Annotated in this window: 24 protein-coding genes and 1 tRNA gene; 5 read left to right on the forward strand and 20 right to left on the reverse strand. The window is 71.4% G+C overall.

Going from position 1 to position 24,692, the window contains the following annotated elements:
• Positions 1-31: 31 nt before the first annotated feature.
• From AB0F61_RS10375 to AB0F61_RS10395, 5 genes are all read right to left on the reverse strand, one after another.
• On the reverse strand, positions 32-400 hold the full coding sequence (locus tag AB0F61_RS10375) for a GntR family transcriptional regulator (RefSeq protein ID WP_355031928.1): 369 nt from the start codon (positions 398-400) through the stop codon (positions 32-34).
• Positions 401-417: 17 nt separating this feature from the next.
• Positions 418-1,341 (reverse strand): YhjD/YihY/BrkB family envelope integrity protein, encoded by a 924-nt coding sequence (locus AB0F61_RS10380; RefSeq protein ID WP_357806619.1) that lies wholly within the window; start codon positions 1,339-1,341, stop codon positions 418-420.
• Positions 1,342-1,419: 78 nt separating this feature from the next.
• Complete coding sequence (locus tag AB0F61_RS10385) at positions 1,420-1,989, reverse strand: 2'-5' RNA ligase family protein (RefSeq protein ID WP_357806622.1); 570 nt, start codon at positions 1,987-1,989, stop codon at positions 1,420-1,422.
• A gap of 25 nt (positions 1,990-2,014) precedes the next feature.
• Positions 2,015-3,040, reverse strand: a complete 1,026-nt coding sequence (gene trpS, locus AB0F61_RS10390; protein ID WP_357806625.1) for a tryptophan--tRNA ligase — start codon at positions 3,038-3,040, stop codon at positions 2,015-2,017.
• Positions 3,041-3,073: 33 nt separating this feature from the next.
• Entirely contained in the window at positions 3,074-4,195 is a 1,122-nt protein-coding gene (locus AB0F61_RS10395) for a hemolysin family protein (protein ID WP_357806627.1), read from the reverse strand.
• Between the two features lie 250 nt (positions 4,196-4,445).
• Here AB0F61_RS10395 and galE point away from each other — a divergent pair, with 250 nt between their 5' ends.
• A complete protein-coding gene (gene galE / locus AB0F61_RS10400) occupies positions 4,446-5,378 on the forward strand; it encodes a UDP-glucose 4-epimerase GalE (protein ID WP_357807124.1) in 933 nt (310 codons plus the stop codon).
• Entirely contained in the window at positions 5,375-6,544 is a 1,170-nt protein-coding gene (galK, locus tag AB0F61_RS10405; protein WP_357806630.1) for a galactokinase, read from the forward strand. Before galE ends, galK begins: the two co-directional genes overlap by 4 nt.
• Before the next feature lie 145 nt (positions 6,545-6,689).
• On the opposite strand, the gene AB0F61_RS10410 is transcribed toward galK, so the two are convergent.
• The 8 genes from AB0F61_RS10410 to AB0F61_RS10445 form a co-directional block, all read right to left on the reverse strand.
• Positions 6,690-7,985 (reverse strand): GTP-binding protein, encoded by a 1,296-nt coding sequence (locus AB0F61_RS10410; protein WP_357806632.1) that lies wholly within the window; start codon positions 7,983-7,985, stop codon positions 6,690-6,692.
• On the reverse strand, positions 7,985-8,896 hold the full coding sequence (gene cysD / locus AB0F61_RS10415; protein WP_357075637.1) for a sulfate adenylyltransferase subunit CysD: 912 nt from the start codon (positions 8,894-8,896) through the stop codon (positions 7,985-7,987). The genes AB0F61_RS10410 and cysD overlap by 1 nt, the downstream gene beginning before the upstream one ends.
• Positions 8,897-8,971: 75 nt before the next feature.
• The gene (locus AB0F61_RS10420) at positions 8,972-9,802 is read right to left on the reverse strand and encodes an inositol monophosphatase family protein (protein WP_357806636.1); all 831 of its coding nucleotides are present in this window, start codon (positions 9,800-9,802) and stop codon (positions 8,972-8,974) included.
• Between the two features lie 135 nt (positions 9,803-9,937).
• On the reverse strand, positions 9,938-10,531 hold the full coding sequence (gene pth, locus AB0F61_RS10425) for an aminoacyl-tRNA hydrolase (RefSeq protein ID WP_357241377.1): 594 nt from the start codon (positions 10,529-10,531) through the stop codon (positions 9,938-9,940).
• 94 nt (positions 10,532-10,625) lie between these two features.
• Positions 10,626-11,315: a 50S ribosomal protein L25/general stress protein Ctc gene (locus tag AB0F61_RS10430; RefSeq protein ID WP_357806640.1), complete on the reverse strand. Its 690-nt coding sequence runs from the start codon at positions 11,313-11,315 to the stop codon at positions 10,626-10,628.
• Positions 11,316-11,670: 355 nt separating this feature from the next.
• Complete coding sequence (locus tag AB0F61_RS10435) at positions 11,671-12,651, reverse strand: ribose-phosphate diphosphokinase (RefSeq protein WP_030329105.1); 981 nt, start codon at positions 12,649-12,651, stop codon at positions 11,671-11,673.
• A gap of 58 nt (positions 12,652-12,709) precedes the next feature.
• Positions 12,710-14,242, reverse strand: a complete 1,533-nt coding sequence (gene glmU, locus AB0F61_RS10440) for a bifunctional UDP-N-acetylglucosamine diphosphorylase/glucosamine-1-phosphate N-acetyltransferase GlmU (protein ID WP_357806644.1) — start codon at positions 14,240-14,242, stop codon at positions 12,710-12,712.
• Positions 14,243-14,351: 109 nt separating this feature from the next.
• A tRNA-Gln gene (locus AB0F61_RS10445) sits at positions 14,352-14,423 on the reverse strand.
• 396 nt (positions 14,424-14,819) lie between these two features.
• Between AB0F61_RS10445 and AB0F61_RS10450 the strand changes: the two genes are divergently transcribed.
• Together AB0F61_RS10450 and AB0F61_RS10455 are read left to right on the forward strand one after the other, a co-directional pair.
• Positions 14,820-15,785, forward strand: a complete 966-nt coding sequence (locus AB0F61_RS10450) for an acyl-CoA desaturase (protein WP_357806647.1) — start codon at positions 14,820-14,822, stop codon at positions 15,783-15,785.
• A gap of 221 nt (positions 15,786-16,006) precedes the next feature.
• Entirely contained in the window at positions 16,007-16,702 is a 696-nt protein-coding gene (locus AB0F61_RS10455) for a TetR/AcrR family transcriptional regulator (protein WP_357806650.1), read from the forward strand.
• A 7-nt stretch (positions 16,703-16,709) separates the two neighbouring features.
• On the opposite strand, the gene AB0F61_RS10460 is transcribed toward AB0F61_RS10455, so the two are convergent.
• The 7 genes from AB0F61_RS10460 to AB0F61_RS10490 form a co-directional block, all read right to left on the reverse strand.
• Positions 16,710-17,186 (reverse strand): DUF4383 domain-containing protein, encoded by a 477-nt coding sequence (locus AB0F61_RS10460; RefSeq protein ID WP_357806654.1) that lies wholly within the window; start codon positions 17,184-17,186, stop codon positions 16,710-16,712.
• 208 nt (positions 17,187-17,394) lie between these two features.
• Positions 17,395-17,850: a DUF4383 domain-containing protein gene (locus AB0F61_RS10465; RefSeq protein ID WP_357806657.1), complete on the reverse strand. Its 456-nt coding sequence runs from the start codon at positions 17,848-17,850 to the stop codon at positions 17,395-17,397.
• A 101-nt stretch (positions 17,851-17,951) separates the two neighbouring features.
• The gene (locus tag AB0F61_RS10470) at positions 17,952-19,757 is read right to left on the reverse strand and encodes an ABC-F family ATP-binding cassette domain-containing protein (protein ID WP_357806658.1); all 1,806 of its coding nucleotides are present in this window, start codon (positions 19,755-19,757) and stop codon (positions 17,952-17,954) included.
• Positions 19,758-19,876: 119 nt separating this feature from the next.
• On the reverse strand, positions 19,877-20,827 hold the full coding sequence (locus AB0F61_RS10475) for a 4-(cytidine 5'-diphospho)-2-C-methyl-D-erythritol kinase (RefSeq protein ID WP_357806660.1): 951 nt from the start codon (positions 20,825-20,827) through the stop codon (positions 19,877-19,879).
• Positions 20,824-21,408 carry a Uma2 family endonuclease gene (locus AB0F61_RS10480; protein WP_357806663.1) on the reverse strand — a complete coding sequence of 195 codons (585 nt, stop codon included), beginning with the start codon at positions 21,406-21,408 and terminating at the stop codon, positions 20,824-20,826. The genes AB0F61_RS10475 and AB0F61_RS10480 overlap by 4 nt, the downstream gene beginning before the upstream one ends.
• 32 nt (positions 21,409-21,440) lie before the next feature.
• A complete protein-coding gene (gene rsmA, locus AB0F61_RS10485) occupies positions 21,441-22,310 on the reverse strand; it encodes a 16S rRNA (adenine(1518)-N(6)/adenine(1519)-N(6))-dimethyltransferase RsmA (RefSeq protein WP_357806665.1) in 870 nt (289 codons plus the stop codon).
• Positions 22,311-22,356: 46 nt separating this feature from the next.
• Positions 22,357-23,256 (reverse strand): TatD family hydrolase, encoded by a 900-nt coding sequence (locus AB0F61_RS10490; protein ID WP_357806668.1) that lies wholly within the window; start codon positions 23,254-23,256, stop codon positions 22,357-22,359.
• Between the two features lie 155 nt (positions 23,257-23,411).
• Between AB0F61_RS10490 and AB0F61_RS10495 the strand changes: the two genes are divergently transcribed.
• The gene (locus tag AB0F61_RS10495) at positions 23,412-24,659 is read left to right on the forward strand and encodes a hypothetical protein (protein ID WP_357806671.1); all 1,248 of its coding nucleotides are present in this window, start codon (positions 23,412-23,414) and stop codon (positions 24,657-24,659) included.
• Positions 24,660-24,692 lie beyond the last annotated feature (33 nt).

Raw genomic sequence — 24,692 nt, forward strand, 5'->3', positions numbered from 1 at the left:
TTCCGCCCGTCCGGTGGGCGGCCGGCGACGGTCAGCCGGGGCGGACGGCGTCGAGCGCGGCGCGGACCAGGGCGAGCGCGGTGGCCGGCGGCACGCCGAGCCGGGCCGCCTCGGCCGCGTAGCCGGCCGCCGCCCGCTGCAACCGGTCGACGGCGTCGTCCCGGCCGGGGGCGACGAACGTGCCGTTGCGCCCCCGGGTCTCCAGCAGCCCCGCCGCCTCCAACTCCCGGTACGCCCGGGCCACCGTGTTCGCGGCCAACCTGAGGTCGGCGGCGAGCTGCCGGACGGTGGGCAGTCGACACCCGACCGGCAGTCGACCGTCGCCGATCAGTTCGGCGAGTTGCCCACGGACCTGCTCGTACGGGGGCACCGACGAGTCCGGGTCGACCGAGATCAGCATCTGCACACCTTCCGTCCTCAGCTCGCACCGCCTGGCGTACCGGGATCGGTGTCCTCGTCGACCCTGCCCGCCGGGGCGGCCTCCGCCAGGTCCACCACCCGCCCGTTCCTGCTGGTGGCGAGGAGCGCGGCGCCGAACAGCACCAGTTGGTTGAGCAGATAGAGGTAGAGCAGCAGACCGACGGCACCGGCGACCACGGTGTACGCCGGATTGCGCTCGGTACGCACCACGTAGTACCGCCCCACCGTGTTCAACAGGGTGATACCGACCGCCACCAGCAGCACCACCGGGCGGAGCCGGGACCGGCTCATCCGCAGCCGGGGCACCGCGAGGAGCAACGCGGTGGCGAGGACCGCGTTGACGAGCACGCTGAGCACCGCGCTGATCGTGGTGAGACCGACCGAGCCGGTGCTGCGCAGCAGGAAACGCAGCAACGACTCCAACGCGTCCACCGCCGCGACTGAGACACCGAGCAGCACGAAGACACCGATCATCACGCCCAGGTCGACAAGCCGCCGGATCACCAGATTGCCGGGCTGCTGGTTGAGGTGGTACATCAGCCGCTGTGAGGATCGGATGGCCTCCACCCACCCGATCCCGGTGAAGACCAGGATGACCAGGCCGACCACGCCGACCGTGCCGCTGGAGTTGGCGATCTGCTGGGCGTCCAGGAAGGGCAGGTTCTCCTTGAGGAAGTCGGCTGCCGCCGCGCTCACCTCGTCGTTGTCCTCCAGGATCGCGCCGAAGACGGAGAACGCGACAAGGGCGAGGGCGAACACGGCGAAGAAGCCGTAGTAGGCGATCGCGGCGGCCAGCCGCCCGGCCAGCACCTCGGCGTACAGGGCGCCGGCGCGCCACACATGATCGAAGAGCCCCGACCGGTGGCGCGCGGCGCTCACCCAGCGGTCGATGCCCGCTTCGATCCAGCCGATCACGTTCACGCGGTCATCCTCGCCGATCTCCCACCGCCGTAGTGGCAACGGCTTCCGATGCTCACCTACCGGCGCGTCGCCGACGGTTCAGTCGCCGAGGTGGAAGTCCCGACGCGGCTGCCACCGAGCTTCCCCGCTGTGCGAGAAGAGGGTGAACGCGTCGACCTCGAACATCGCGGAGAAGTCGGCCAGGTCCTCGTACACCTTGTCCAGTGCCTCCGGTGCGACGTCCTGCGCCACGGTGACGTGCGGATGGTACGGGAAGCGGGCCTTGCGGTGCAGGTCCGGTGTCGCGGTGATGGCGGCGGCCAGCAACTCACACTCGCTGATGCCGGCGGCCACCGCGACGAACACCACCTGGGTGACCGGACGGAACGTGCCGGTGCCCCGCAGGTGCAGCGCGAACGGCAGGTGCGCGGCGGCGACGGCGGCCAGGTGCCGCTCGACGGCGGGCAGGCTCGCCGTCCGGATCTCGGTGGGCCCGAGCAACGTCACGTGCGCGGGCACCGCGAGCGGATCGCCGGCCTCGACGCGCCGCCGGGTGAGCTGGGCACCCCAGGGCTCGGGAATGTCCACCGCGATGCCGATCTGGATGGTGTCGCCGGTCGGCGGCACCCCGCCACTGCGATCCACGCTTCGCGCCGCCCCTCCGGCCACCGACCCGTTCACCTGTCCCGCGGAGCTACTCGCCGCGCACGGGCGGGAAGAACCCGACCCGCTCGTACGTGGACCGCAGGGTCTCCGCTGCCACCGCGCGGGCCTTCTCCGCGCCGGCGGCGAGCAGCTTGTCCAACTGCGCCGGGTCGTCGAGGTAGGCGCGGGTGCGCTCCTGGACCGGACGGACGAACTCCGCCACCACCTCGGCCAACTCCTTCTTCAGGTCGCCGTAGCCACGGCCCGCGAACGCGGCCACCAACTCGTCGATGCCGCGCCCGCTGAGCGCCGAGTGGATGGTCAGCAGATTGGACACACCCGGCTTCGTCTCGGCATCGAAGACGATCTCCCGACCGGTGTCCGTCACCGCCGACCGGATCTTCTTCGCGGATCGGGCCGGATCGTCCAACAGGTCGATGATGCCGGCCGGCGAGGACGACGACTTGGACATCTTCGCCGTCGGGTCCTGCAGGTCGGTGATCTTCGCGGTGTCCTTGACGATGTGCGGCGCGGGCACCGTGAACGTCGGGCCGAACAGCGAGTTGAACCGCTGGGCCAGATCCCGGGACAGCTCCAGGTGCTGGCGCTGGTCCTCGCCGACCGGCACCGCGTTGGCCTGGTAGAGCAGGATGTCGGCGGCCTGCAGGACGGGGTAGGTGAACAGCCCGACGCTGGCCCGCTCGTTGCCCTGCTTCTGCGACTTGTCCTTGAACTGGGTCATCCGGCTGGCCTCGCCGAAGCCGGTGATGCAGCCGAGCACCCAGGCCAACTGCGGGTGCTCGGGCACCTGCGACTGGACGAACAGGGTGCTGCGCTCCGGGTCGAGCCCGACCGCGAAGAGCTGGGCGGCCGCCACCCGCGTCCGCTGCTTCAACAGCGCCGGATCGTGCCCCGCGGTGATGGCGTGCAGGTCCACCACGCAGTAGAACGCGTCGTGGGTTTCCTGCAACGCCACCCAGTGCCGCACCGCGCCAAGATAGTTGCCGAGGTGGAACGAGTCGGCCGTCGGCTGGATGCCGGAGAAGACGCGGGGACGGGCGGGAACGTCGGACATGGCGATAATTCTGTCAGCAAGCAACCGGGTTCGTCATGACGGGCCGGCGGGTCGGCTGCGGCCCGCCGGTGTCGGGGCGCTGACCTCGGGTGGCGCGCCCGGACCAACCCGGCGCGTCGGCCCGGCCGGCAACCCTCGGTGCTGCCCGGCCACCGTCTCCCGCGCCGCCCCGCCGCCGTGCTCGCGGCGCTGCTCTGGCACCCGGTCGGCGGAGACCGCGAGCCGGGCCACCCGACGGCCGTCCAGCGCGAGGACCCGCAGCAGCCAGCCACCGGGCGGGTCGGCCGGATCCGACCCGCCGACGTCGGCCGGTTCACCTGGCACCGGCACCTCGTCGCCGGTAACCGGAAGCCGACCCAGCGCGGCCATCACGAACCCGCCGACCGTCTCGTACGGGCCGGCGGGTAGCGCCACCCCGGTCCGTTCGGCGAAGTCAGCGAGGTTGAGGCGGCCGTCCACCACGGCCGGCAGGCCGGCGTGCACCGGGTCCGGGGTGGTGTCGTACTCGTCGCGGATCTCGCCGATCAGCTCCTCGATCAGGTCCTCAAGCGTGACGATGCCGGCGGTGCCGCCGTACTCGTCGACCACCACCGCCAGGTGCTGGCCTTCCCGACGCATCTCGGTGAGCGCGGGCAGCACCCGTTTGCTGCCGGGGAGTCGCTTCACCTCCCGGGCCAGTTCGCCGACTGTGGCACAGGGGTCGGCGTCCGGACGCAGCAGCACGTCCCGCAGGTGCACGAAGCCGACCACGTCGTCGTGGGTGCCGTCGGTGACCGGGTAGCGGGTGTGCGTCTCGGCGCGGACCAGCCGGGCGGCCTCGGTGATGGTGAGCCGCGCCGGGAGGAAGACGACCTCGGTGCGCGGCATCATCACCTCGCGGATCAGGCTGGCGCCGGCCACCAGGACCTCGTCGATGATCCGCCGTTCGTCCGGGTCGAGCACCGTGTTCGCCGCGACCAGGTCCCGCAACTCGGCCTCGGTGATGCGCTCCCGGCCGGCCGCCGGCCCGGCTCCGAGCAGGTCGGTGACGAGTCGGGAGGCGCCGTCGGCGGTGCGGACCAGCACGCGGGCGACGGCTCGGGCGAGCGGCCCGGGGTCGCGGCGGGGTCGCACCCGCGCGTGTCGCCGGAGCCCGGTACGGGCCGCTTCCCGCATGACAGAGATGGTAGACACCGTTGGCTCACCGCACCGGCGGATCGGGCGGAGCCGACCCCACATGTTCGGGTCTGTTTAATCATGAGAGTTTATGATGGAATGAGGATGGCGGTGCCGTCGGTCAGGGCACCGGCCGTCACCCTAGGGTGATCAGCGAAGGCCACGTCCCGGGCGGGCCAGGCAGGAGGCAAACGACGTGAAACTGCTCGTCACCGGGGGTGCCGGCTTCATCGGCAGCGTAGTGACCCGGATGCTGCTCGACGCGGGTCACCAGGTGGTCGTCCTGGACGATCTGCGCACCGGGCACCGCGAGGCGCTCGCCCCGGACGCGACCCACGTCGAGGCGTCCATCCACGACGCCGCCCGCGTCCTCACCGCCGACGCCGGCTTCGACGGGGTGCTGCACTTCGCGGCCCTGATCGCCGCCGGCGAGTCGATGGTCAAGCCGGAGCTGTACTGGCAGAACAACACTGTCGGCACACTCGCCCTGATCGACGCGGTCCGGGCCGCCGGGGTGCCCCGGATGGTCTTCTCCTCCACCGCCGCCGTCTACGGCAACCCCACCGGGTTGCCGATTCCGGAGACCGCGGTCAAGGCGCCCACCAACACGTACGGCGCCACCAAGCTCGCCGCCGACATGGCGCTCACCTCCGAGACGATCGCGCACGGGCTGGCCGCCGTGTCGCTGCGCTACTTCAACGTGGCGGGCGCCCACCTCGACGGCGACGTCGCGCTCGGCGAACGGCACGACCCGGAGACGCACCTCATCCCGATCGCGCTCGAGGTCGCCGCCGGCCGGCGGGAGAAGCTCCAGCTCTTCGGCGACGACTACCCCACAGTGGACGGCACCTGCGTCCGCGACTACATCCACGTCGCCGACCTTGCCCGCGCGCACCTGCTGGCGCTGGACGCGGCCACCGGCGGCCAACACCGGATCTACAACCTGGGCAACGGCAACGGCTTCACCAACCGCCAGGTCGTCGACGTGGTCCGCGAGGTCACCGGGCACCACCTGCCCGTCGAGGTGGCCCCGCGCCGCGAGGGTGACCCGGCCGAGCTGGTGGCCTCCTCCGCGTTGGCCCGGGACGAGCTGGGCTGGGTGCCGCAGAAGCCGACCCTGCACGACATGGTCGGCGATGCCTGGGCCTTCTACCGCACGCACATCCTGGAGCAGCAGCCGTGACCGACCCCGCGCGTGCCGTGGCCGACCGGGCCGCCGCCGGCTTCACCACGCAGTACGGCGGCCAGGCCGCCGGCCGCTGGGCGGCTCCCGGCCGGGTCAACCTGATCGGCGAGCACACCGACTACAACGAGGGGTTCGTGCTGCCCTTCGCGCTGCCGTTGCGTACCGTCGTCGCCGCCGACCGGCAGGACGCGGAGCAGTGGACGGTCTGGTCCGAGCTCTCCGACGAGACGATCACCTTCGGGGCGGACGACGTCGCCGAGGCGGGTCGGGTGACCGGCTGGGGCGCGTACGTCGCCGGGGTGGTCTGGGCGCTGCGCGAGGCCGGCCACCCGGTTCCGGGCGCGCGGCTGGCGATCGCCTCCGACGTGCCGCTGGGCTCGGGGCTCTCCTCCTCGGCCGCGTTGGAGTCGGCAGTGCTGGCTGCCCTGCTCGACCTGGGTGGGCTGGAGCTGCCCGCGGAACTACAGCCCCGGCTGGCGCAGCGGGCGGAGAACGTCTACGTGGGCGCGCCGACCGGGATCATGGACCAGTCCGCGGCGATCCGCTGCCGTGCCGGGCACGCCCTCTTCCTGGACTGCCGCGACGAGTCGGTCGAGCAGATCCCGTTCGACCTGGACGCCGCTGGTCTGGCGGTGCTTGTCATCGACAGTCGGGCGCCGCACCGGCACGCTGACGGTGAGTACGCCGCCCGCCGCCGCTCCTGCGAGGCCGGGGCCAGCGCCCTCGGCGTCGCCGCGCTGCGGGACGTGGGCGTCGACCAGCTCGACACCGCGCTGGCCCAGCTCGACGACGAGGAGACCCGGCGACGGGTGCGGCACGTGGTCACCGAGGACCAACGCGTACTGGACGTGGTGGCGCTGCTGCGCGCGGCCCGGGTCCGCGACATCGGCCCGCTGCTCACCGCGTCGCACGTCTCCATGCGCGACGACTTCGAGATCACCGTGCCGGAGGTCGACACCGCGGTCGAGGCGGCGTTGGCGGCCGGCGCGTTGGGTGCCCGGATGACCGGTGGCGGCTTCGGCGGTTGCGTCCTGGCCCTGATCGAAGCCGACCGCGCCGACGAGACGGCCGCCGCCGTCGAGGCCGCATACGCCGAGCGAGGTTTCACCACCCCCAACACCCTGACAGTCCTCCCCGCCCCAGGAGCCACCCGCCTCCCCTGACCCCACCCCACCCCCACCCCCGCCGGGTTGATCAAGAGGTTTGCGTCAATATTGGGGCTCCAACTGACGCAAACCTCTTGATCACCGGACGAGAGGCCGGGCGAGAGGCCGGGCCGGAGTGGGTCGGGTCGGGTCGGGGCTTTGGTTAGCTGGCTTCGACGATCATGGCGGCGCCCACTGTGCGGTTTGTGGTTTCGTCGATGATGACGAAGCCTCCGGTGGTGCGGTTGCGGCGGTACTCGTCGGCGAGCAGCGGCACCGTCGTCCGCAGCCGCACCCTCCCGATCTCGTTGAGCCGCAGCTCGTCGGCCGACTCGTCGCGGTGCAGCGAGTTGATGTCCAACCGGTAGTGCAACCCCCGCACGATCGCCCGTGCCGACCGGGTGGTGTGCTTGATCGCGTACCGGCCGCCGACCCGCAGCGGGGCAGTCTCGTCCATCCAGCAGACCATCGCCTCGATGTCCTGGGCCACCGCGGGCGCGTTGTTCGGCCGGCAGATCAGGTCACCCCGGGAGATGTCGATCTCGTCGGCCAGCCGTACCGTCACCGACATCGGCGGGAACGCCTCCGACACCGGCCCGTCGGCGGTCTCCACGGCGGAGATCCGGCTGGTGAAGCCGGACGGCAGCACCATCACCTCGTCGCCCGGCTTGAGCACACCCGAGGCCACCTGGCCGGCGTAGCCGCGGTAGTCGGTGACGGTGGTCGACTGCGGCCGGATCACGTACTGCACCGGGAACCGGACGTCGACCAGGTTGCGGTCGCTCGCGATGTGCACCCGCTCCAGGTGGTGCAGCAGCGACGGGCCCTCGTACCAGGGCATGTTGTCCGACCGGGTGACGATGTTGTCGCCGCGCAACGCGGAGACCGGCACCACTGTCAGGTCCGGTGCGTCGAGCTTCGCGGCGAACGCGGTGAACTCGTCGGCGATCCGCTCGTAGACCTCCTGCGACCAGTCCACCAGGTCCATCTTGTTGACACAGAGGACCAGGTGCGGCACCCGCAGCAGCGAGCACAGGAACGCGTGCCGGCGGGACTGCTCGACCAGGCCCTTGCGGGCGTCCACCAGGATCAACGCCAGGTCGGCGGTGGACGCCCCGGTGACCATGTTGCGGGTGTACTGGATGTGCCCGGGGGTGTCGGCGATGATGAACTTGCGGCGCGGGGTGGCGAAGTACCGGTACGCCACGTCGATGGTGATGCCCTGCTCCCGCTCGGCCCGCAGACCGTCGGTGAGCAACGCCAGGTTCGTGTATTCGTCACCGCGGGCCGCGCTTACCGCCTCCACGGCGGCCAACTGGTCGGTGAAGAGCGACTTGGTGTCGTAGAGCAGCCGACCGATGAGCGTCGACTTGCCGTCGTCCACGCTGCCGGCGGTGGCGAACCGCAGCAGGTCCATCGCGCGCGCCTCGGCGGCCGGGGCCATGATCTCGGTGCTCATCAGAAGTAGCCCTCCCGCTTGCGGTCCTCCATGGCGGCCTCGCTGACCCGGTCGTCACCACGGGTGGCGCCGCGCTCGGTGATCCGGGTGGCCGCCACCTCCTCGATGACCTTCTCCACCGTGTCCGCGTCGGATCGGACCGCGGCGGTGCAGGAGGCGTCGCCGACGGTGCGATAGCGCACCTGCGCCTTGAACCGCTCCTCACCCGCCCGGGGGCGGAAGAACTCGTTCACCGCGTAGACCATGCCGTCCCGTTCGATCACCTCGCGCTCGTGCGCGTAGTAGATCGAGGGCAGCGGGATGCGCTCCCGGGCGATGTAGTGCCAGACGTCCAGCTCGGTCCAGTTGGACAGCGGGAAGACCCGGATCGACTCGCCGGGGTGGTGGCGGCCGTTGTACAGCGACCACAGCTCCGGCCGCTGGTTCTTCGGGTCCCACTGGCCGAACTCGTCGCGGAAGCTGAACACCCGTTCCTTGGCCCGGGCCTTCTCCTCGTCGCGGCGGGCGCCGCCGAACAGCGCGTCGAAGCGGTGTTTCTCCACCGCGTCCAGCAGCACCGGCGTCTGGATCCGGTTGCGCATCCCGTCGCCGGACTCCCGGACCATGCCGCTGGCCAGGGCCTCCGGCACGCTCGCCACCACGAGCTGCAACCCCAGCTCGGCGACCCGCTGGTCGCGGTATTCCAGGACCTCGGGGAAGTTGTGCCCGGTGTCGACGTGCATGACGGGGAAGGGGATGCTGGCCGGGGCGAACGCCTTCTGCGCCAACCGCAGCATGACGATCGAATCCTTGCCGCCGGAGAAGAGCAGCACCGGCCGTTCCATCTCGGCGACCACCTCGCGCATCACGAAGATGCTCTCCGCCTCCAGGGCATCCAGGTGGGAGACCCGGTAGGCGGCGGGGGTGGTCATGACACCGGCTCGATTCGCTCGCTCATCCGATTTCCAGACCTTTCCGGTCGGACATGTCAAGAAAGTGCGCTCAGGCTACCCGGAATGTCTGTGCAACGCTGCAAGCAACCGGCTGGCGAGATCCTTGCGACAGACCAGAAGGTCCGGCAGGCGCGGATCCGCCTCGTTGTATTTCAGCGCAGAACCATCGATCCGGGAAGCGTGCAGTCCGGTGGCCGTCGCCACAGCCACCGGGGCCGCCGAGTCCCACTCGTACTGCCCACCGGCGTGGATGTACGCGTCCACCTCGCCGGTGACCACGGCGGCGATCTTCGCGCCGGCCGAGCCCATCGGCACCAGATGCGCCCCGACGTCCTCGGCCAGGTCGGTCAGGAAGACGGGCGGCCGACTCCGGCTGGCCGCCAGCCGGATCTTCCGCTCGCCTGCCGTCGCGGCCTCCACAGTCATCGGCGGGTACGCCGGCGGATAGTCCGTGCCCAGCACCCGGTGCTGCGCCGGCAACCCCACCGCCCCGGCGACCAGCCCGTGTGGGCTCGGCGCGCTGCGCGCCCAGAGCGCCACGTGCACCGCCCAGTCCGAGCGGCCCTCCTCGGAGAACTCCCGGGTGCCGTCCAACGGGTCTATGATCCACACCCGGTCCGAGGTCAACCGCGACACCGCCCCGGCGTTCACCTCCGCCGCCCAGGCCAGCCGCGACCCCTCGTCCTCCTCGGAGAGCACCGCGTCGCCCGGCCGCCACCTCGCCAACTCCGTGCGGATCAGGTCGTGCGACACCTTGTCCCCGGCTGACTTCAGCGCGCCAGTGTCCGCGAAGCCCATCTCGGCGCGTAGGTCGAGCAGCGCCTGCCCGGCCCGGGACGCCAACCATCGGGCGAACGCGCCGTCGATCATCGGAGGACTGGTCATCTGCCCGCTCCTGTCGCCTCGCCGCGACCCGTGCCCGCACGGACCGATTCGCCGCGACCAGCGTCGCCGGTCGCGGCACGCCGAAAGGCGCAGACTACCGGCCGACCGTTTCCGATCCGGTACGCCTCGCCCGGCTCAGCCCCCGTGGTAGAGGTTCTGCGTCGGTTCCACGCCCTTGACGATCACCGACTCCACCACGTCGGCAGCCCGGTCGACAAGGAAATCCAACTCCTTGCGCTCTGCCGTGCCGAAATCCGACAACACGTAATCCGCCGGATCCTGCCGCCCCGGCGGTCGGCCGACGCCGAACCGGACCCGGGCGTAGTCCTTCGTACCCAACGACTTCGACATCGAGCGCAGGCCGTTGTGCCCGCCCTCGCCACCGCCGAACTTGATCCGCACCTGGCCGAAGTCGATGTCCAGCTCGTCATGCACCGCGATCACCTGCGTCGTCGGCACCTTGTAGAACTGGGCCAGGGAGGCCACCGGTCCGCCGGAAAGGTTCATGTACGTCAGTGGCTTCGCCAGCACCAGCTTCGGCCCACCGAATCCCAGCCGTGCCTCGGCCACCTCGGCAACCGCCCGCTTGTGCCTGCCGAACCGTGCGCTCAACCGCCCGGCCAGCAGGTCGGCCACCATGAACCCGACGTTGTGCCGGTTCCCGGCGTACTCCCGACCCGGGTTGCCCAGGCCGACCACCAGCCACGGCCCCGCCGCCTCGTCCGTCACGACCCGTCCCTCCCGACGCTCGTCCCACCGAATCCTGATACGCCGACAGGCGCCCCCGAACGTCCGGGAGCGCCTGTCGCAGAGTACGAACCGATCAGGCCTCGGTGCGCGCCTCGGTGGTCTCTCCGCCCTCGGCGGTGTCCGCGCCCTCGGAGCCCTCGGTGGTCTCGCCGACCTCGGCCTCAGCCTCGTCGGTGGCCACCTCGACCTCGGGCAGCGTCGCCTCGAGCTGCTCGGCCGTCGGGGCGGCGGTGATCGACGCGACGGTCAGCTCCGAGTCGACGGCCAGCTCGACGCCGGACGGCAGCTCGACGTCGCCGGCGGTCACCAGGGTGCCCGCCTCCAGGCCCTCGATCGACGCGTCGAGGTGGTCCGGAACCTTGGTGGCGTCCGCGGTCACCGAGAGAGTGTCGTGGTCGTGCACGATCAGGGTGTCCCGAGCGGCCTCGCCGGTGAGCTGCACCGGAACGTCGACGGTGACCTTCTCGCCCCGGCGAACCAGGATGAGGTCGACGTGCTCGAAGGTGTCCCGGATCGGGTCCCGCTGGATCGCCTTCGGCAGCGCCAGCACCTGGGTGCCGTCGGTGATGTCGATCGCGAAGAGCTGGTTGGCACCGCCCTTGCGGATCGCCGCGGCGAACTCCCGCGACGGCAGCGCGATGTGCTTGGGCTTCTCGCCGTGACCGTAAAGCACGGCGGGCACCTTGCCGGCCCGGCGGGTACGGCGGGCACCACCCTTGCCGAACTCGGTGCGGGGCTCGGCGCTGATCTTTACCTCGGACACGGGGAAACTCCTGATGCTTTTCGCTGCGGCGGCTTGTCGTCTGGCGGTGCTGGGGCGAGGGGCTCGCTGGGGCTCATGCGTCATGAACGACTGCCCGGAGCACCGCGTCGATGACGGTGCCTCCGTGCGGCGCTTTTCAGCGGCCCGCCGGGCACCCTCGCCGTGGCAACCGCACCAGTCTACCCGAGCTGTTTCCAGGGTTTCCGGCAGTCCCCGGTCACGGCTCCAAGCCGGCGCGCCGACGGCGTTCCCGCCAGCGTGCCAGCCCCGTTTCCCCCAGTTTGTCAGCCCGGTGACCCACCGGCGTGTCGACTGGCGGAAACGGGGCTCACGCCTCGCTCAGCTCAGACCGCGCTCAGCTCAGGCCACCGAAGAGGGTGGTCACCGAGCCGTCGTCGAAGACCTCCCGGATCGCCCGCGCCAGCAGCGGCGCGATCGACAGCACGGTCAGCTTGTCCAACTGCTTCTCCGGCGGCAGCGGCAGGGTGTTGGTCACCACGATCTCGCTGATCGAGCTGTTCTTCAGGCGCTCCGTCGCCGGGTCCGACAGCAGCGCGTGGGTGGACGCGACCACGATCTCCGCCGCCCCCGACTCCTTGAGGATGTCCGCGGCCTTGGCGATCGTGCCACCGGTGTCGATCATGTCGTCGACGATCAGACAGACCCGGCCCTCCACCTCGCCGACCACCCGGTTCGCGACGACCTGGTTCGGCTTCATCGGGTCACGGGTCTTGTGGATGAACGCGAGCGGACAACCGCCCAGCCGGTCGGTCCACCGCTCGGCCACCCGCACCCGGCCCGAATCCGGTGCCACCACTGTCATCGGCCGGCCGGCGTACTTGTGTTCCACGTACTCGGCCAGGATGTCCATGGCGAAGAGGTGGTCCACCGGGCCGTCGAAGAAGCCCTGGATCTGCGCGGTGTGCAGGTCGACGGTGAGGATGCGGTTCGCGCCTGCGGTCTTCAGCAGGTCCGCCACCAGCCGGGCCGAGATCGGCTCGCGGCCGCGGTGCTTCTTGTCCTGGCGCGCGTACGGGTAGAACGGCAGCACCACGGTGATCCGCTTGGCCGACCCCCGCTTCAGCGCGTCCACCATGATCAGGGTCTCCATGACCCAGGTGTTCACCCCGTGCGTGACGGACTGCACCACGAAGGCGTCCGATCCACGCACCGAGTCCTTGAACCGTACGAAGATCTCGCCGTTGGCGAACTCGTACGCGTCGGCCGGGGTCGGCGCGACGCCGAGCACCTCGCCGATCTCCTTGGCCAACTCCGGAAAGCCACGTCCGGAAAAGAGCATCAGGCTTTTGCGGTTTTCGGCGACGATGCTGCCCATGGGCCCGTCTGCTCCCGTTATGTCGGCGGTACCCGACCCGGTGGTGGTGGGTCGGGGACTATTCGGTTGCAGTATCTCCCGCGCCGGATGTGCCGCCCACCGTCTCGGCCACCCCGTGCATTGCCTCACTGTCGCTTGCGGCCCCGGCCACCTTCGACGCACCCTTCGCGTCGCCGGCACGCTGAGCGGCCTCGGCCGCCGGCGTACCGGCCCGCCGCTTCACCACCCAGCCCTCGATGTTGCGCTGACGCGCCCGGGCGACACCCATCGCGCCCGCCGGCACGTCGTCCACGATCACCGAGCCGGCCGCCGTGTACGCGCCGTCGCCCACCTCGACCGGTGCCACGAACATATTGTCCGCGCCCGTCCGGGCGTGGCTGCCGATCACCGTGCGGTGCTTGTTGACGCCGTCGTAGTTGACGAAGACCGACGCCGCGCCGATGTTCGTCTGCTCGCCGATCGTCGCGTCACCCACGTACGTCAGGTGCGGCACCTTCGAGCCGGCGCCGATCTCGGAGTTCTTCACCTCGACGAACGTGCCGACCTTCGCCTTGTCGGCGAGCCGCGCGGCGGGCCGCAGGTACGCGTACGGCCCGACGCTGGCGCCCGCGCCGACCTCCGCGCCGACCGCGTGGCTGCGGACCACCGACGCGCCGGGGCCGACGATGGTGTCGACAAGCGTGACGTCCGGGCCGACCGACGCTCCCGCGCCGACCACTGTCGCGCCGCGCAACTGGGTGTTCTGGTCGACGACCGCGTCGCGGTCGAGTGCCACCGTCACGTCGATCCAGGTGGTCACCGGGTCGAGCAGGCTCACCCCGGTACGCATCCACGCCTCGTTGACCCGGTCGCGCAGCAGCCGGCGCAGTGTCGCCAGCTCCACCCGGTCGTTGCAGCCCAACGTCTCGACGTGGTCGACGGCCACGTGCACCGCTACCGGCTCACCGGCGGAGCGGAGCAGGCCGAAGACGTCGGTCAGGTACTCCTCGCCCTGGTCGTTGTCGGTGGAGAGCTTGCTCAGCGCCTCGCGCAGCCGCACCGCGTCGAACGCGTAGATGCCGGCGTTGATCTCACGGATCGCGCGCTGCGTCGCGTCGGCGTCGCGCTCCTCGACGATCTGCTCCAGGCGGCCGTCGGCGTCCCGCACGATCCGCCCGAGCCCGGTCGGGTCGGGCACCTCGGCGGCCAGCACGGTGGCCGCCGCGGCCGCCTCCTCGTGTGCGGTCACCAGCGCGCCGACCGTCTCGGGACGCAGCAGCGGCACGTCTCCGTTGATCACCACGACCGTGCCGGCACCGTCCGGGACGGCGTCCAGCGCGATCCGCACGGCGTGGCCGGTGCCGAGCTGTTCGGCCTGGAGCACGGGTGTGGCGTCCGGGGCGACCTCGGTCAGGTGCCCCCGAACCTGGTCGGCGCCGTGTCCGACGACGACGACGGTCCGGTCCGCGGCCAACGGCGCGGCGGCGCTCAGCACGTGACCGAGCAGGGTCCGACCGAGCAGGGGGTGCAGCACCTTGGGCAGTGTCGACTTCATCCGCTTGCCCTCACCGGCGGCGAGTACGACGACGGTACGAAGGTGGGGCTGGGGCACGACTGGCTCCCGTCGGGACGGCGGACACTTCCGCGGCCATGCTAACCGCGAGGCCCGGCACCTTTCCCTCTTACCCCCACCCGACCCTAAAACGGACGTAGGTGGGCAGCTCGGCCGCCAGGGTTCGAACCTGAAATACGGGTACCAAAGACCCGGGTGTTGCCAATTACACCACGGCCGATCAGCGACGCGAGGACGTCGCGCGGGCGATGGATGATCCCGCCGCTACACCTTAGCGCCCCGGCCGTCGGACGCCATCGCTCATCCCTTTCCAGCGGGAGCGGCGGAGCACGAGCGCGAGCCTGATCAATTCCGCTTCGTTGCGGTCGGGGCATCCGAACGCGGGGATACGGCGTGTTCGGCGAACCCGAGTCGATCAGCCCGGAGAGGAGCCGAGCCGACCGCCCCGACCCCGCCCCCCCGGGCCACCTCACCAGGCGTCTTCACCGTGCCTGACCTGCGGATCTGGCCGGCTACCCGAGAACTCTTCGAAACTTCCCCGTGCGATCTACGGGGCCGTAAGTTACGGTGACGTAGGCGTAGCTTCGTGATCGTTCCCGTCCCCCTGCGAGGTCTCATGTCCACCACCCTGCTCGATCCCAACCCGCCCGCCAGCGGTCCCAAACCACTCACCGACGGCAGCCAGGCCCCCGGCATCCTGGCCGCCCTCTGGGCCTTCGTGGTGATCCCCTTCGTCGCCCTGCTGGTCGCCGTGCCGGTGGCCTGGGGCGGCTGGCTGGGCTGGACCGACGTGGTCATCGGCCTGGTCTGGTACGTCGTCTCCGGGCTCGGCATCACCGTCGGCTTCCACCGCTACTTCACGCACGGCTCGTTCAAGGCCAAGCGCTGGCTGCGCGTGTCGCTGGCGGTGGCCGGGTCGCTGGCGGTGCAGGGCGAGATCATCCAGTGGGTCGCCGACCACCGACGGCACCACGCCTTCTCCGACCTGGAGGGTGACCCGCACTCCCCCTGGCGCTTCGGCACCAGCTTCTGGGCGTTGACCCGGGGCCTGTTCCACGCGCACGTGGGCTGGCTGTTCCGCCGGGAGCTGTCCAACCGGGAGCGTTTCGCCCCGGACCTCATCGCCGACCGGGACATCAGCCGGGTCGACCGGCTCTTCCCCGTGCTGGTGTCCATCTCGCTGCTCGGCCCGGCGCTGATCGGCGGCCTGGTGACCTGGTCCTGGCAGGGCGCGCTCACCGCGTTCTTCTGGGCCGGGCTGGTCCGGATCGGCCTGCTGCACCACGTCACCTGGGCGATCAACTCGGTCTGCCACGTCTACGGCGAGCGTCCGTTCGCGATGCGCCAGGGCGACCGCGCGTCGAACTTCTGGCCGCTGGCGATCCTGTCGTTCGGCGAGAGCTGGCACAACCTGCACCATGCCGACCCCACAAGCGCCCGGCACGGCGTGCTGCGTGGCCAGGTGGACATCTCCGCCCGGGTGATCTGGTTGTTCGAGAAGGTCGGCGCGGCGACGCAGGTGCGCTGGCCAAAGCCGGAACGTCTCGCCGCCAAGCTGGTGAAGCCGGTCGCACCCCGGTAAAACCGGGCGGTACGCCAGGTTGCCGCCTGGCAGGATGGCCGGATGACCGAGCCACGCGGGGGACCGGACGGCTCGGCAGACGGGGGCCGGGACCGATCCGGGTACGGTCGGACGGGCGGCAGGGCGGTCGGACCGCCGGCCAGTGAGGCGACGACGTGAACGGGCACAGCGGAGGCACCATTCCACGGCAGGGCGTCACCGAGCGCCAGCGAGGCGGCGACATGCCTGAGGTCACTGACGGTGACGGTGCCGGCGGCCGACGGGTGACACCGTCGGTCCCGGTGCCCAAACCCAAACCCGCCTCCCGAGTCCGCATGTCGGCGGCCCAGCGACGCGAGCAGTTGATCGCGACCGGCCGGCAGCTCTTCGCCGAACGCGGTTTCGACGCCACCTCCATCGAGGAGGTGGCGTCTCGCGCCAAGGTCTCCAAACCGGTGGTGTACGAGCACTTCGGCGGCAAGGAAGGGCTCTACGCGGTGGTGGTGGACCGGGAGGTCCGGGCCCTACTGGACCGGATCACCAACGCGTTGACCGCCGGGCATCCGCGGGAGCTGCTGGAGCAGGCGGCGCTGGCCCTGCTGACCTACATCGAGGAAGAGACCAGCGGTTTCCGGGTGCTGGTCCGCGAGTCGCCGCTGATGTCCGGCACTGCCAACTTCAGCAGCGTCATGAACGACGTCGCGCACCAGGTCGAGCACATCCTGGGCGCCGAGTTCAAGAGCCGGGGGTACGACCCGAAGCTTGCCGAGCTGTACTCGCAGGCGCTCGTCGGCATGGTGGCACTGACCGGCCGCTGGTGGCTGGAGGTGCGCAAGCCGCGCAAGGAGACGGTGGCGGCACACCTCGTCAACCTGGCCTGGAACGGGTTGTCGCACCTGGAGGCGAAGCCGACGCTGATCACCGCCCGGCGGCGCTGAGCACTCGTCAGCGGCGGTGCACGTCGGCCACCGGGTGTTTGCGGTTCTCCAGCTCGGCCTCGGCGTGTTCCGGTGGGCCGACCTTGTCGTACAGGCCGGTGCCGAGCAGGATCAGGCCGAACAGCATCGACACGACCACCGTCGACATCGAGAAGTTGAGGAAGTTCGCCCCGGTCTGCAGCACCGACATCATCAGGATGCTTGTCACCAGGAACACCACGCCGGCCGTGAGGTTCATGTAGTGGCCGAGGTTGGTGCGCCGGGACGCCCCGATGATCAGGACGATTCCGAAAACCACCGAGGCGAGCGAGAAGGCCAGGTTGGTACGCAGCCCGAGAGCCCAGGTGCTGCTTCGGTCGAAGAGCGGGTCGCCGATCGTCTCGGCGACGCCCCAGACACCGAAGATCAGGATGTAGACGCCGATCAGACCGGAGAGGACCCGGTAGAGCGGCCGTGCCGGATGGTTCACCGGAAAGTGCGGCATACCCAGACCCCCTGAATCGACCGTTTCAGGAGGATTGTCACCCAGGCAAGCGCCAACTGTCCGAAGAACCCCTAAGCCCGAAAGGGTCCGCCGGAAGGCTGGACCAGGTCAGGTTTTCGCCGGAGCCCGAGCTGCGCAGGGATCAAGCCTGACCGCCCGGAGCAGCTCGGGCTCCGGCGAAAACCACAACCGCAACCACAGAGAAGACTCAGAGAACCAGCCGAGCCTTCTGGAAAGCCTCCGCCTCCTCCTCCGACCCGACCTTGCCGTACATCCCGACCATGAGCAGCACCAGGGCGACGGCCATCACGACGATGACGGTGACGATGCTGAAGTTGAGGATGTTCGCGTCGGTCCGGATGAAGGCGAGGCTGGCCAGGCTGATCACCATCAGGGCGTACGACAGCCACTGGTTGATCGCCACGTCGATGTTGCGGCCGAGCGCGGTGCCGACCAGCACGACGAGCCCGAGCAGCACGCTGAGCAGCGAGAAGCCGAGGTTCGTGCCCTGGCCGAGGACCCGGGTGTCATCCTGGGCGAGGATCTCGTTGCCGGTGCTCGTGATGATGCCGAGCACACCGAAGACCACCAGGTACAGACCGGTCAGCCCGCCGATCGCCCGGTAGATCGGCCGCGCGGGGTGGTTGACGGGGGTGTGGGCCATGTCTGAGTCTCCAACGCCGTGGGGTAGGTGTCGCCGACGATTGTCCCGCACGTGGCGGTGTGACGCCGCACACGGCCCCCGGACCGGTGCGTCCGGCCCGGTCAGCTCTCGGGAAGCTCCTCGGCGAGCGTCATCCAGGTCTCCTCGATCCGCTCCCGCTCGGCGCGCAGATCCTTGAGCTGAGCGTCCAGGTCGGCGACCCGGGCGTAGTCGGTGGCGTCCGCCGCGAGCTGGTCGAGCAGCGTGGTCTCGCGCTGATCGAGCTTGCCGAGCTGCCGTTCCAGTCGGGTCAACTCCTTGCGGGCCTGCCGGACCTCGGCGGCGGACATGCCGCCTCCGGAGGGACCAGCGGGCGCGGAGGGCGAGGAGACGCCCGCCCGCGAGAAGCCGGCCCGCTCCGCGGTCCGGGCGAGGTATTCGTCGACACCGCCCGGCAGGTGCACCAACCGGCCGTCGCCGAACATCCCGTACGCGGTGTCGGTGACCCGCTCGATGAGGTAGCGGTCGTGGCTCGCCACGATGATCGTGCCGGGCCACGAGTCGAGCAGGTCCTCAAGCGCGGCGAGGGTGTCGGTGTCCAGGTCGTTCGTGGGCTCGTCGAAGAGCAGCACGTTGGGCTCGCCGGCGAGCAACCGCAGCATCTGCAACCGGCGGCGCTCCCCACCGGAGAGGTCACTGACCGGGGTCCAGAGCCGCCTGTCGTCGAAGCCGAACACCTCGGCGAGCTGCGCGGCGGAGACCTCCCGGTCGCCGAGCTGCACCCGGCGGGCGACCTCCTCGACGGCTTCCAGCACCCGCAGGTGCCCGGGCAGCTCGCTGAGCTCCTGCGACAGGAACGCGGGCCGCACGGTGGAGCCGGTGCCAAGGCGACCACCGTCGGGGCGGGTGATGCCGGCGAGCATCCGCAACAGCGTGGTCTTGCCGGCGCCGTTGGCGCCGAGGATGGCGATCCGGTCACCCGGGCCGACCAGCCAGGTGACGTCGCGCAGGATCTCCTTGGGGCCGGCGTGCAGCTCGACGTTCTCCAGGTCGTACACCTGCTTGCCGAGCCGGGAGGTGGCCATGCGCTGCAGCGACATGGTGTCGCGTGCCGGCGGCACGTCGGCGATCAGCGCGTTCGCGGCGTCGATGCGGAACTGGGGCTTGGAGGTCCGGGCCGGCGGCCCACGGCGCAGCCAGGCGATCTCCTTGCGGAGCAGGTTCTGCCGGCGGGCCTCGGTCGCGGCGGCGACGCGCTCGCGCTCGGCGCGGGCGAGGGTCCAGGCGGCGAAACCACCCTCGTAGGCGCGGACGGTCTGGTCGGCGACCTCCCAGGTGTTGGTGCAGACCGCGTCCAGGAACCACCGGTCGTGGGTGACCACGACCAGGGCGCCCTTGCGCCCCACCAGGTGCCGGGCCAGCCAGTCGACACCACCGACGTCGAGGTGGTTGGTGGGCTCGTCGAGAATGAGCAGGTCGGAGTCGCGAACGAGAAGCGCGGCGAGCGCCACCCGCCGCCGTTCACCACCGGACATCGGGCCGACCGGCTGGTCAAGGCCGAGGTGCGGCATGCCGAGGCCGTCGAGGATGCCCCGCACCCCGGCGTCGCCGGCCCACTCGTGCTCGGCGCCCATGCCCTCGTTCAGCCAGGCGGTGCCGAGCACGACATCCCGGACGGTGGCGTCGGGCGCGAGCGTGAGCTGCTGCGGCAGCCAGAGCACGCGGAGGTCGCGGCGGTGGGTCACACGGCCGTCGTCGGGGTCCTCCTGCTTGGTGAGAAGCCGCAGGAGGGTGGACTTGCCGGCACCGTTGAGGCCGACCACGCCGATCCGGTCGGCGTCGTCCAGGCCGAGCGAGACGTCCGTGAGCAGCCGCCCTGCCGCGCCGTACCCCTTGGACACCCGGTCCAGATTGACGATGTTCGCCACGTTCCACCCTTCATGATCAAGGCGTCCGGGTGCCGGCGGGCACCTGGACGCCTGACCCAAGGGTACGCGGACGCCCTCGTTGCCCGCGCCGCGCGCCCGCGGCCCGCTGGGACGCGACGTCAGCCGACGCGGGCGCCGGCGACCGGACCGTGCGCGACCCGCGCCTCCCGGCACACGCCGGCAGCGGTCAACTCGGCGGCGATCCGCTCCGCGTCGGCCGCGTCGGCGGCGAGGAACACGCAGGTCGGCCCGGAACCGGAGACGATGCCGGTGAGCGCGCCGGCCGCCTCACCCGCCTTGAGCGTGTCGGCGAGCGCGGGGCGCATGGCCAGCGCGGCGTCCTGGAGGTCGTTGCCGAGCGCCCGGGCCAGCACCCGGGGGTCGCGCTGGCGCAGCGCGCCCAGCAGCCCGTCGGTGCTGCCCAACGGGGCACCGGCCGCACCGGCGTCGCGGAGCCGATCCAACTCCCGGTACGCGGCCGGGGTGGACAGGCCGACGTCGGCGATGGCCACCACCCAGTGCCAGGAGGTGGGGCGGACCAGCACCGGGCTGATCGCCTCGCCCCGGCCGGTGCCGAGCGCGGTGCCGCCGTAGATCAGGAACGGCACGTCGGAGCCCAGGTCGGCGGCGATCCCCGCCAGCTCGTCCCGGGACAGCCCGGTGCCCCAGAGCGCGTCGCAGGCCACCAGCGCGGCAGCCGCGTCGGCGCTGCCACCGGCCAGCCCACCGGCGAGCGGGATCTGCTTGCGCAGGTGCAGTCGGGCGTGCGGCAGCACCCCGGCGTACCCGGCGAGAGCGTGCGCGGCACGGATCACCAGGTTGCTGTCGTCAAGCGCCAGCTCGCCGGTGCCCTCGCCCTCCATGGTCAGGGCGAGCGTGTCGCCCCGGCGGGCCGTCAACTCGTCGTAGATCGAGATGGCGTGGTAGACGGTGTTCAGCTCGTGGTAGCCGTCGCGGCGCAGCGGGCCCACCCCGAGGTGCAGATTGACCTTCGCGGGCACCCGGACCTTCACCGGCCCGATGGCCCCACGCCGCTCGTCCTCGCCGTCCGGTCGCCAGGCCTCGGTCACGGGGTGATGTCCCGCACGTGCAGGCGGATGTCGAACGGCTTGGCCACGATCAGCTCCTCGGCGGAGTCGGCGACCAGCTCGTACCGGCCGTCGACCAGGTCGTACGCGTAAACGTGCACCGGATTCTGCTCGATGCGCCAGTAGTGCGGAATCCCGGCGTCGGCGTGGTCGGCAGGCTTCTCCAGCCGGTCCCGACGCCGGGTGCCGGGCGAGACGACCTCGACGGCGAGCACGACCTGCTCAGCCTCGAAGTAGTGGTGATCGGCAGCCACCGGACGTTTCACCAGGACGACGTCCGGTTCGAGGGAGTTCCGGTAGTTGATCGCCACCCCGACGGCGGTGGCCGGCGTCAACTCGGCCGGCGCGTGCTGCCGCAGCCACATCCACAACAGGTTGCCGGTGTTCTGGTCGCCAAAGGTCGGGGAAGGAACCACGACGAGGACTCCGTCACGTAGCTCGACGCGGGGGGCATCGTCGGGCAGGGCCAGCACGTCCTCGATGGTGTGGTTGGCCAGCCGCTGCCCGACGGGATCCGGGGTCCACATCCCGTGGGCGGCGGGCTCGATCGGCTGGGCGGTCACTCGTACACCTCCTCGGCGGGCACGGCGTCAGCCTACTTCGCGGTCCGCGTACCGGCCGGAGCCGACGCGGCGATGGCGGCGAACTGCTCGACGGTCAGGGACTCCCCCCGGGCGCCGGGGTCGACACCGGCCGCGGTGAGGGCGGCGGCGGCCCGGTCCGGGCCGCCGGCCCAGCCGGCCAGGGCGGCGCGCAGCGTCTTGCGGCGCTGCGCGAACGCCGCGTCGACCACGGCGAAGACCTGCTCCCGGGGTACGTCGGTCCGGGGTGGTTCGTGGCAGGTGAAGGCGACCAGACCGGAGTCGACGTTGGGCACCGGCCAGAACACGTTAGGGGGCACCCGCCCGGCGCCCCGGGCCTGGGCGTACCAGGCGAGCTTGACCGACGGAATGCCGTACACCTTCGAGCCGGGGCCGGCGACCAGCCGGTCGGCGACCTCCTTCTGCACCATCACCAGGCCGTGCCGCAGGGTGGGCAGCACCGCGAGCAGGTGCAGCACCACCGGCACGGCCACGTTGTAGGGCAGATTCGCGACCAGCGCGGTCGGCGGCGGGTCGGCCAGCTCGGCGGCGTGGATGCGCAGGGCGTCCGCGCGGTGCACGGTGAGCCGGTCGGCGTCCGCGCCGGCGTGCCGGGCGACGGTCTCCGGCAGCGCCCCGGCGAGCACCGGGTCGATCTCCACGGCGTGCACGTGCCCGGCGACCGGCAGCAGCCCCAGGGTCAGCGAACCGAGCCCCGGACCGACCTCCAGGGCCACGTCGTCGGGGGTCAGCCCGGCGGCGGTGACGATCCGGCGGACCGTGTTCGGGTCGTGCACGAAGTTCTGGCCCAGCTTCTTGGTGGGCGCGACGCCCAACCGGGCGGCGAGTTCCCGGATCTCCGCCGGGCCGAGGAGACCGGTCATGGCTGGCAGCGTAGCGGCGGCGTCGGGGCCGGCCGTCGGGCCGGGCTCACCACGGGCCGAACGCCCGGTCACCGGTGGCGGAGATGGCGGCGCACAGCTCGTCCAGATCGCTGCCGGTGGTCGCGGCGAGCGCGCGGACGGTGAGCGGGATCAGGTACGAGGCGTTCGGCCGGCCCCGGTGCGGCGTCGGCGTGAGGTACGGGGCGTCGGTCTCCACGAGCAACTGGTCCACCGGGGTCAGCGCGGCGGCCTCACGCAGCGCGGTGGCGCTGCCGAAGGTGACGGTGCCGGCGAAGCTGAGCAGGTAGCCGCGGCGGACGCACTCGCTGGCGAACTCGGCGTCACCGGAGAAGCAGTGCAGCACCACCGTGTCCGGAGCACCCTCGTCGTCGAGGATCCGCAACACGTCGGCGTGGGCGTCCCGGTCGTGGATGACAAGCGTCTTGTCGTACCGCTTGGCGATGGCGATGTGCGCCCGGAAGCTGGCCTCCTGCGCGGCACGCCCCTCGTCGCCGGTCCGGAAGAAGTCCATGCCGGTCTCGCCGATCCCCCGGACCCGGTCGCGGGCGGCGAGGGACTCGATCTCCCGCAACGCCTCGTCCAGGTCGGGCAGGCGGGGCGCCTCGTTGGGGTGCAGCGCCACGGTGGCCAGCACGGCGGGATACCGGTCGGCGGTGTCCGCGCCCCACCGCGAGGAGGTGACGTCGACCCCCACCTGGACCAGCCGGTCCACGCCGACCTTGGCGGCCAACGCGACCACCACGGCAACCGGGTCGTCGGCCGGCCCGCCGCCTGGCACACCTGCTTCGCTGACCGTGATGTCCAGGTGGGTGTGGCTGTCCAGCACCGGCCGGGGCAGCGGCTCGGGGGCGGGCGGAAACTCTCCGGCCCGCCGGGCGGCACGCTCTCGACGGGATTCAGTGGGCTCGCTCATCAGCGACAGCATCACACACCGGGCCTGTCCATCTGCCCGCCACCCGACGTTCACCCTGACTACGCCGCGCAACTCTACCGTCGCCGCGTGAGCGAGCGCAGCGAGCGAACCATGAGGCACCGCAGCGTTGCGCCTCGCGCCGCTGCCGAGCGAAGCGAGGCGGCGGCGTGAGCGTCTCACCCCGCCCGAGCGGCGCGGCCGGTGAACGCACCGGGTTGCACGTGGCGTTCGGCGGAGGCGTCTACCCGGCCGAGGAGATCTCCCGAGGCGCCGCGTACGAGCTGTTCAGCGCCGACGAGGTGGCCGGCTTCGAGTGGGCGCCCCGACCGGGCAGCGCCCTGCCGTGGCACCGGTTCGTGCACGTCACCGAGGTGACCGCGGTGCACGGCGGCACGGAGCCCGTCGACGAGCCGGAGACGCCGCTGATGATGCCGGCGCACCGCGAGCGGGGTTGGGCGTACCTGCACCAGCTCAGCCAGCAGCCGGCCGCGGCGGGTGACCCGACGCTTGCCGCGGCACGGGCGTCGGTGGTGGTCCGGCGGGGCACCAAGATGGTGAAGATGCTCTCCGCCCAACAGCTCGCCGGGTACGTGCGGGGCTGGTTGCCGCACGGCTTCTGCTACCGGGAGCACGACGTGGCGCATCTGCGTACGCCGGCGACGACGACGGTGCTGCGTACCGATGGTGAGGTCGGCAGGGACGGACCGGAGGTGGCGTACGCGTTGCGCTGGCGGGCGTCCGACCCGGGCGACTACGACGTGCCGGTGGGCGAGGCACACCGCGGCCTGACCGCGCTGGGATCCCGGGACCGGCTCGGCGCGCCGGTGCTGGGCACGGGCTTCGTGCCGAGCAACGCTCAGCTCATCCCGGAGTTCATCACCCGCGACTTCGCCGACCTGCCGATGCCGGCGAACGCCGCCCTGATCGCCTACCCGGCGGAGGGGGTGGAGGTGGTGCTCTACACCTTCCAGGCCGAGCAGCGCGGTTGGCTGCGCATGGTGGGCCCGCAGTGGCGGCACCTGCTGGCCGCGGTGCCGGGCCTCTCCCCGGACCAGGAGTACGTGCCGAACGCCGACGCGCCGCGCTCCACCCAGCTTGTCGGGTGGTACGGCGACAACGAGTACGAGGCGGTGGCCGACCTGCCCGGCGGGTTCCGGGTGCTGGCGATGACCCGGGCGGCCCGTTACCCGGTGAGCGCGGTGGCCCGCCGGGTCCGATTCGCCACGTGGCGGGGCGTGCCGTGCCTGGTGCTGCGGGAGGAGGCCGGTTGGTTGCGGGTGCGGCTGCGCTACCCGAACCCGGACGCGGTGGTCGCGACCGGGGCGCAGTGCCACGAACGGGGCGTCTACGAGGCCTGGGCGCCGGGCGCCGAGGTCACCGACGACCAGGTGATGGACGCCCGGTACGCGATGTGACGGCCCCCGGGCGGCAGGATGCCCTGCCGCCCG

This window comes from Micromonospora sp. NPDC023888, from assembly GCF_040639415.1.
Lineage (GTDB): Bacteria > Actinomycetota > Actinomycetes > Mycobacteriales > Micromonosporaceae > Micromonospora.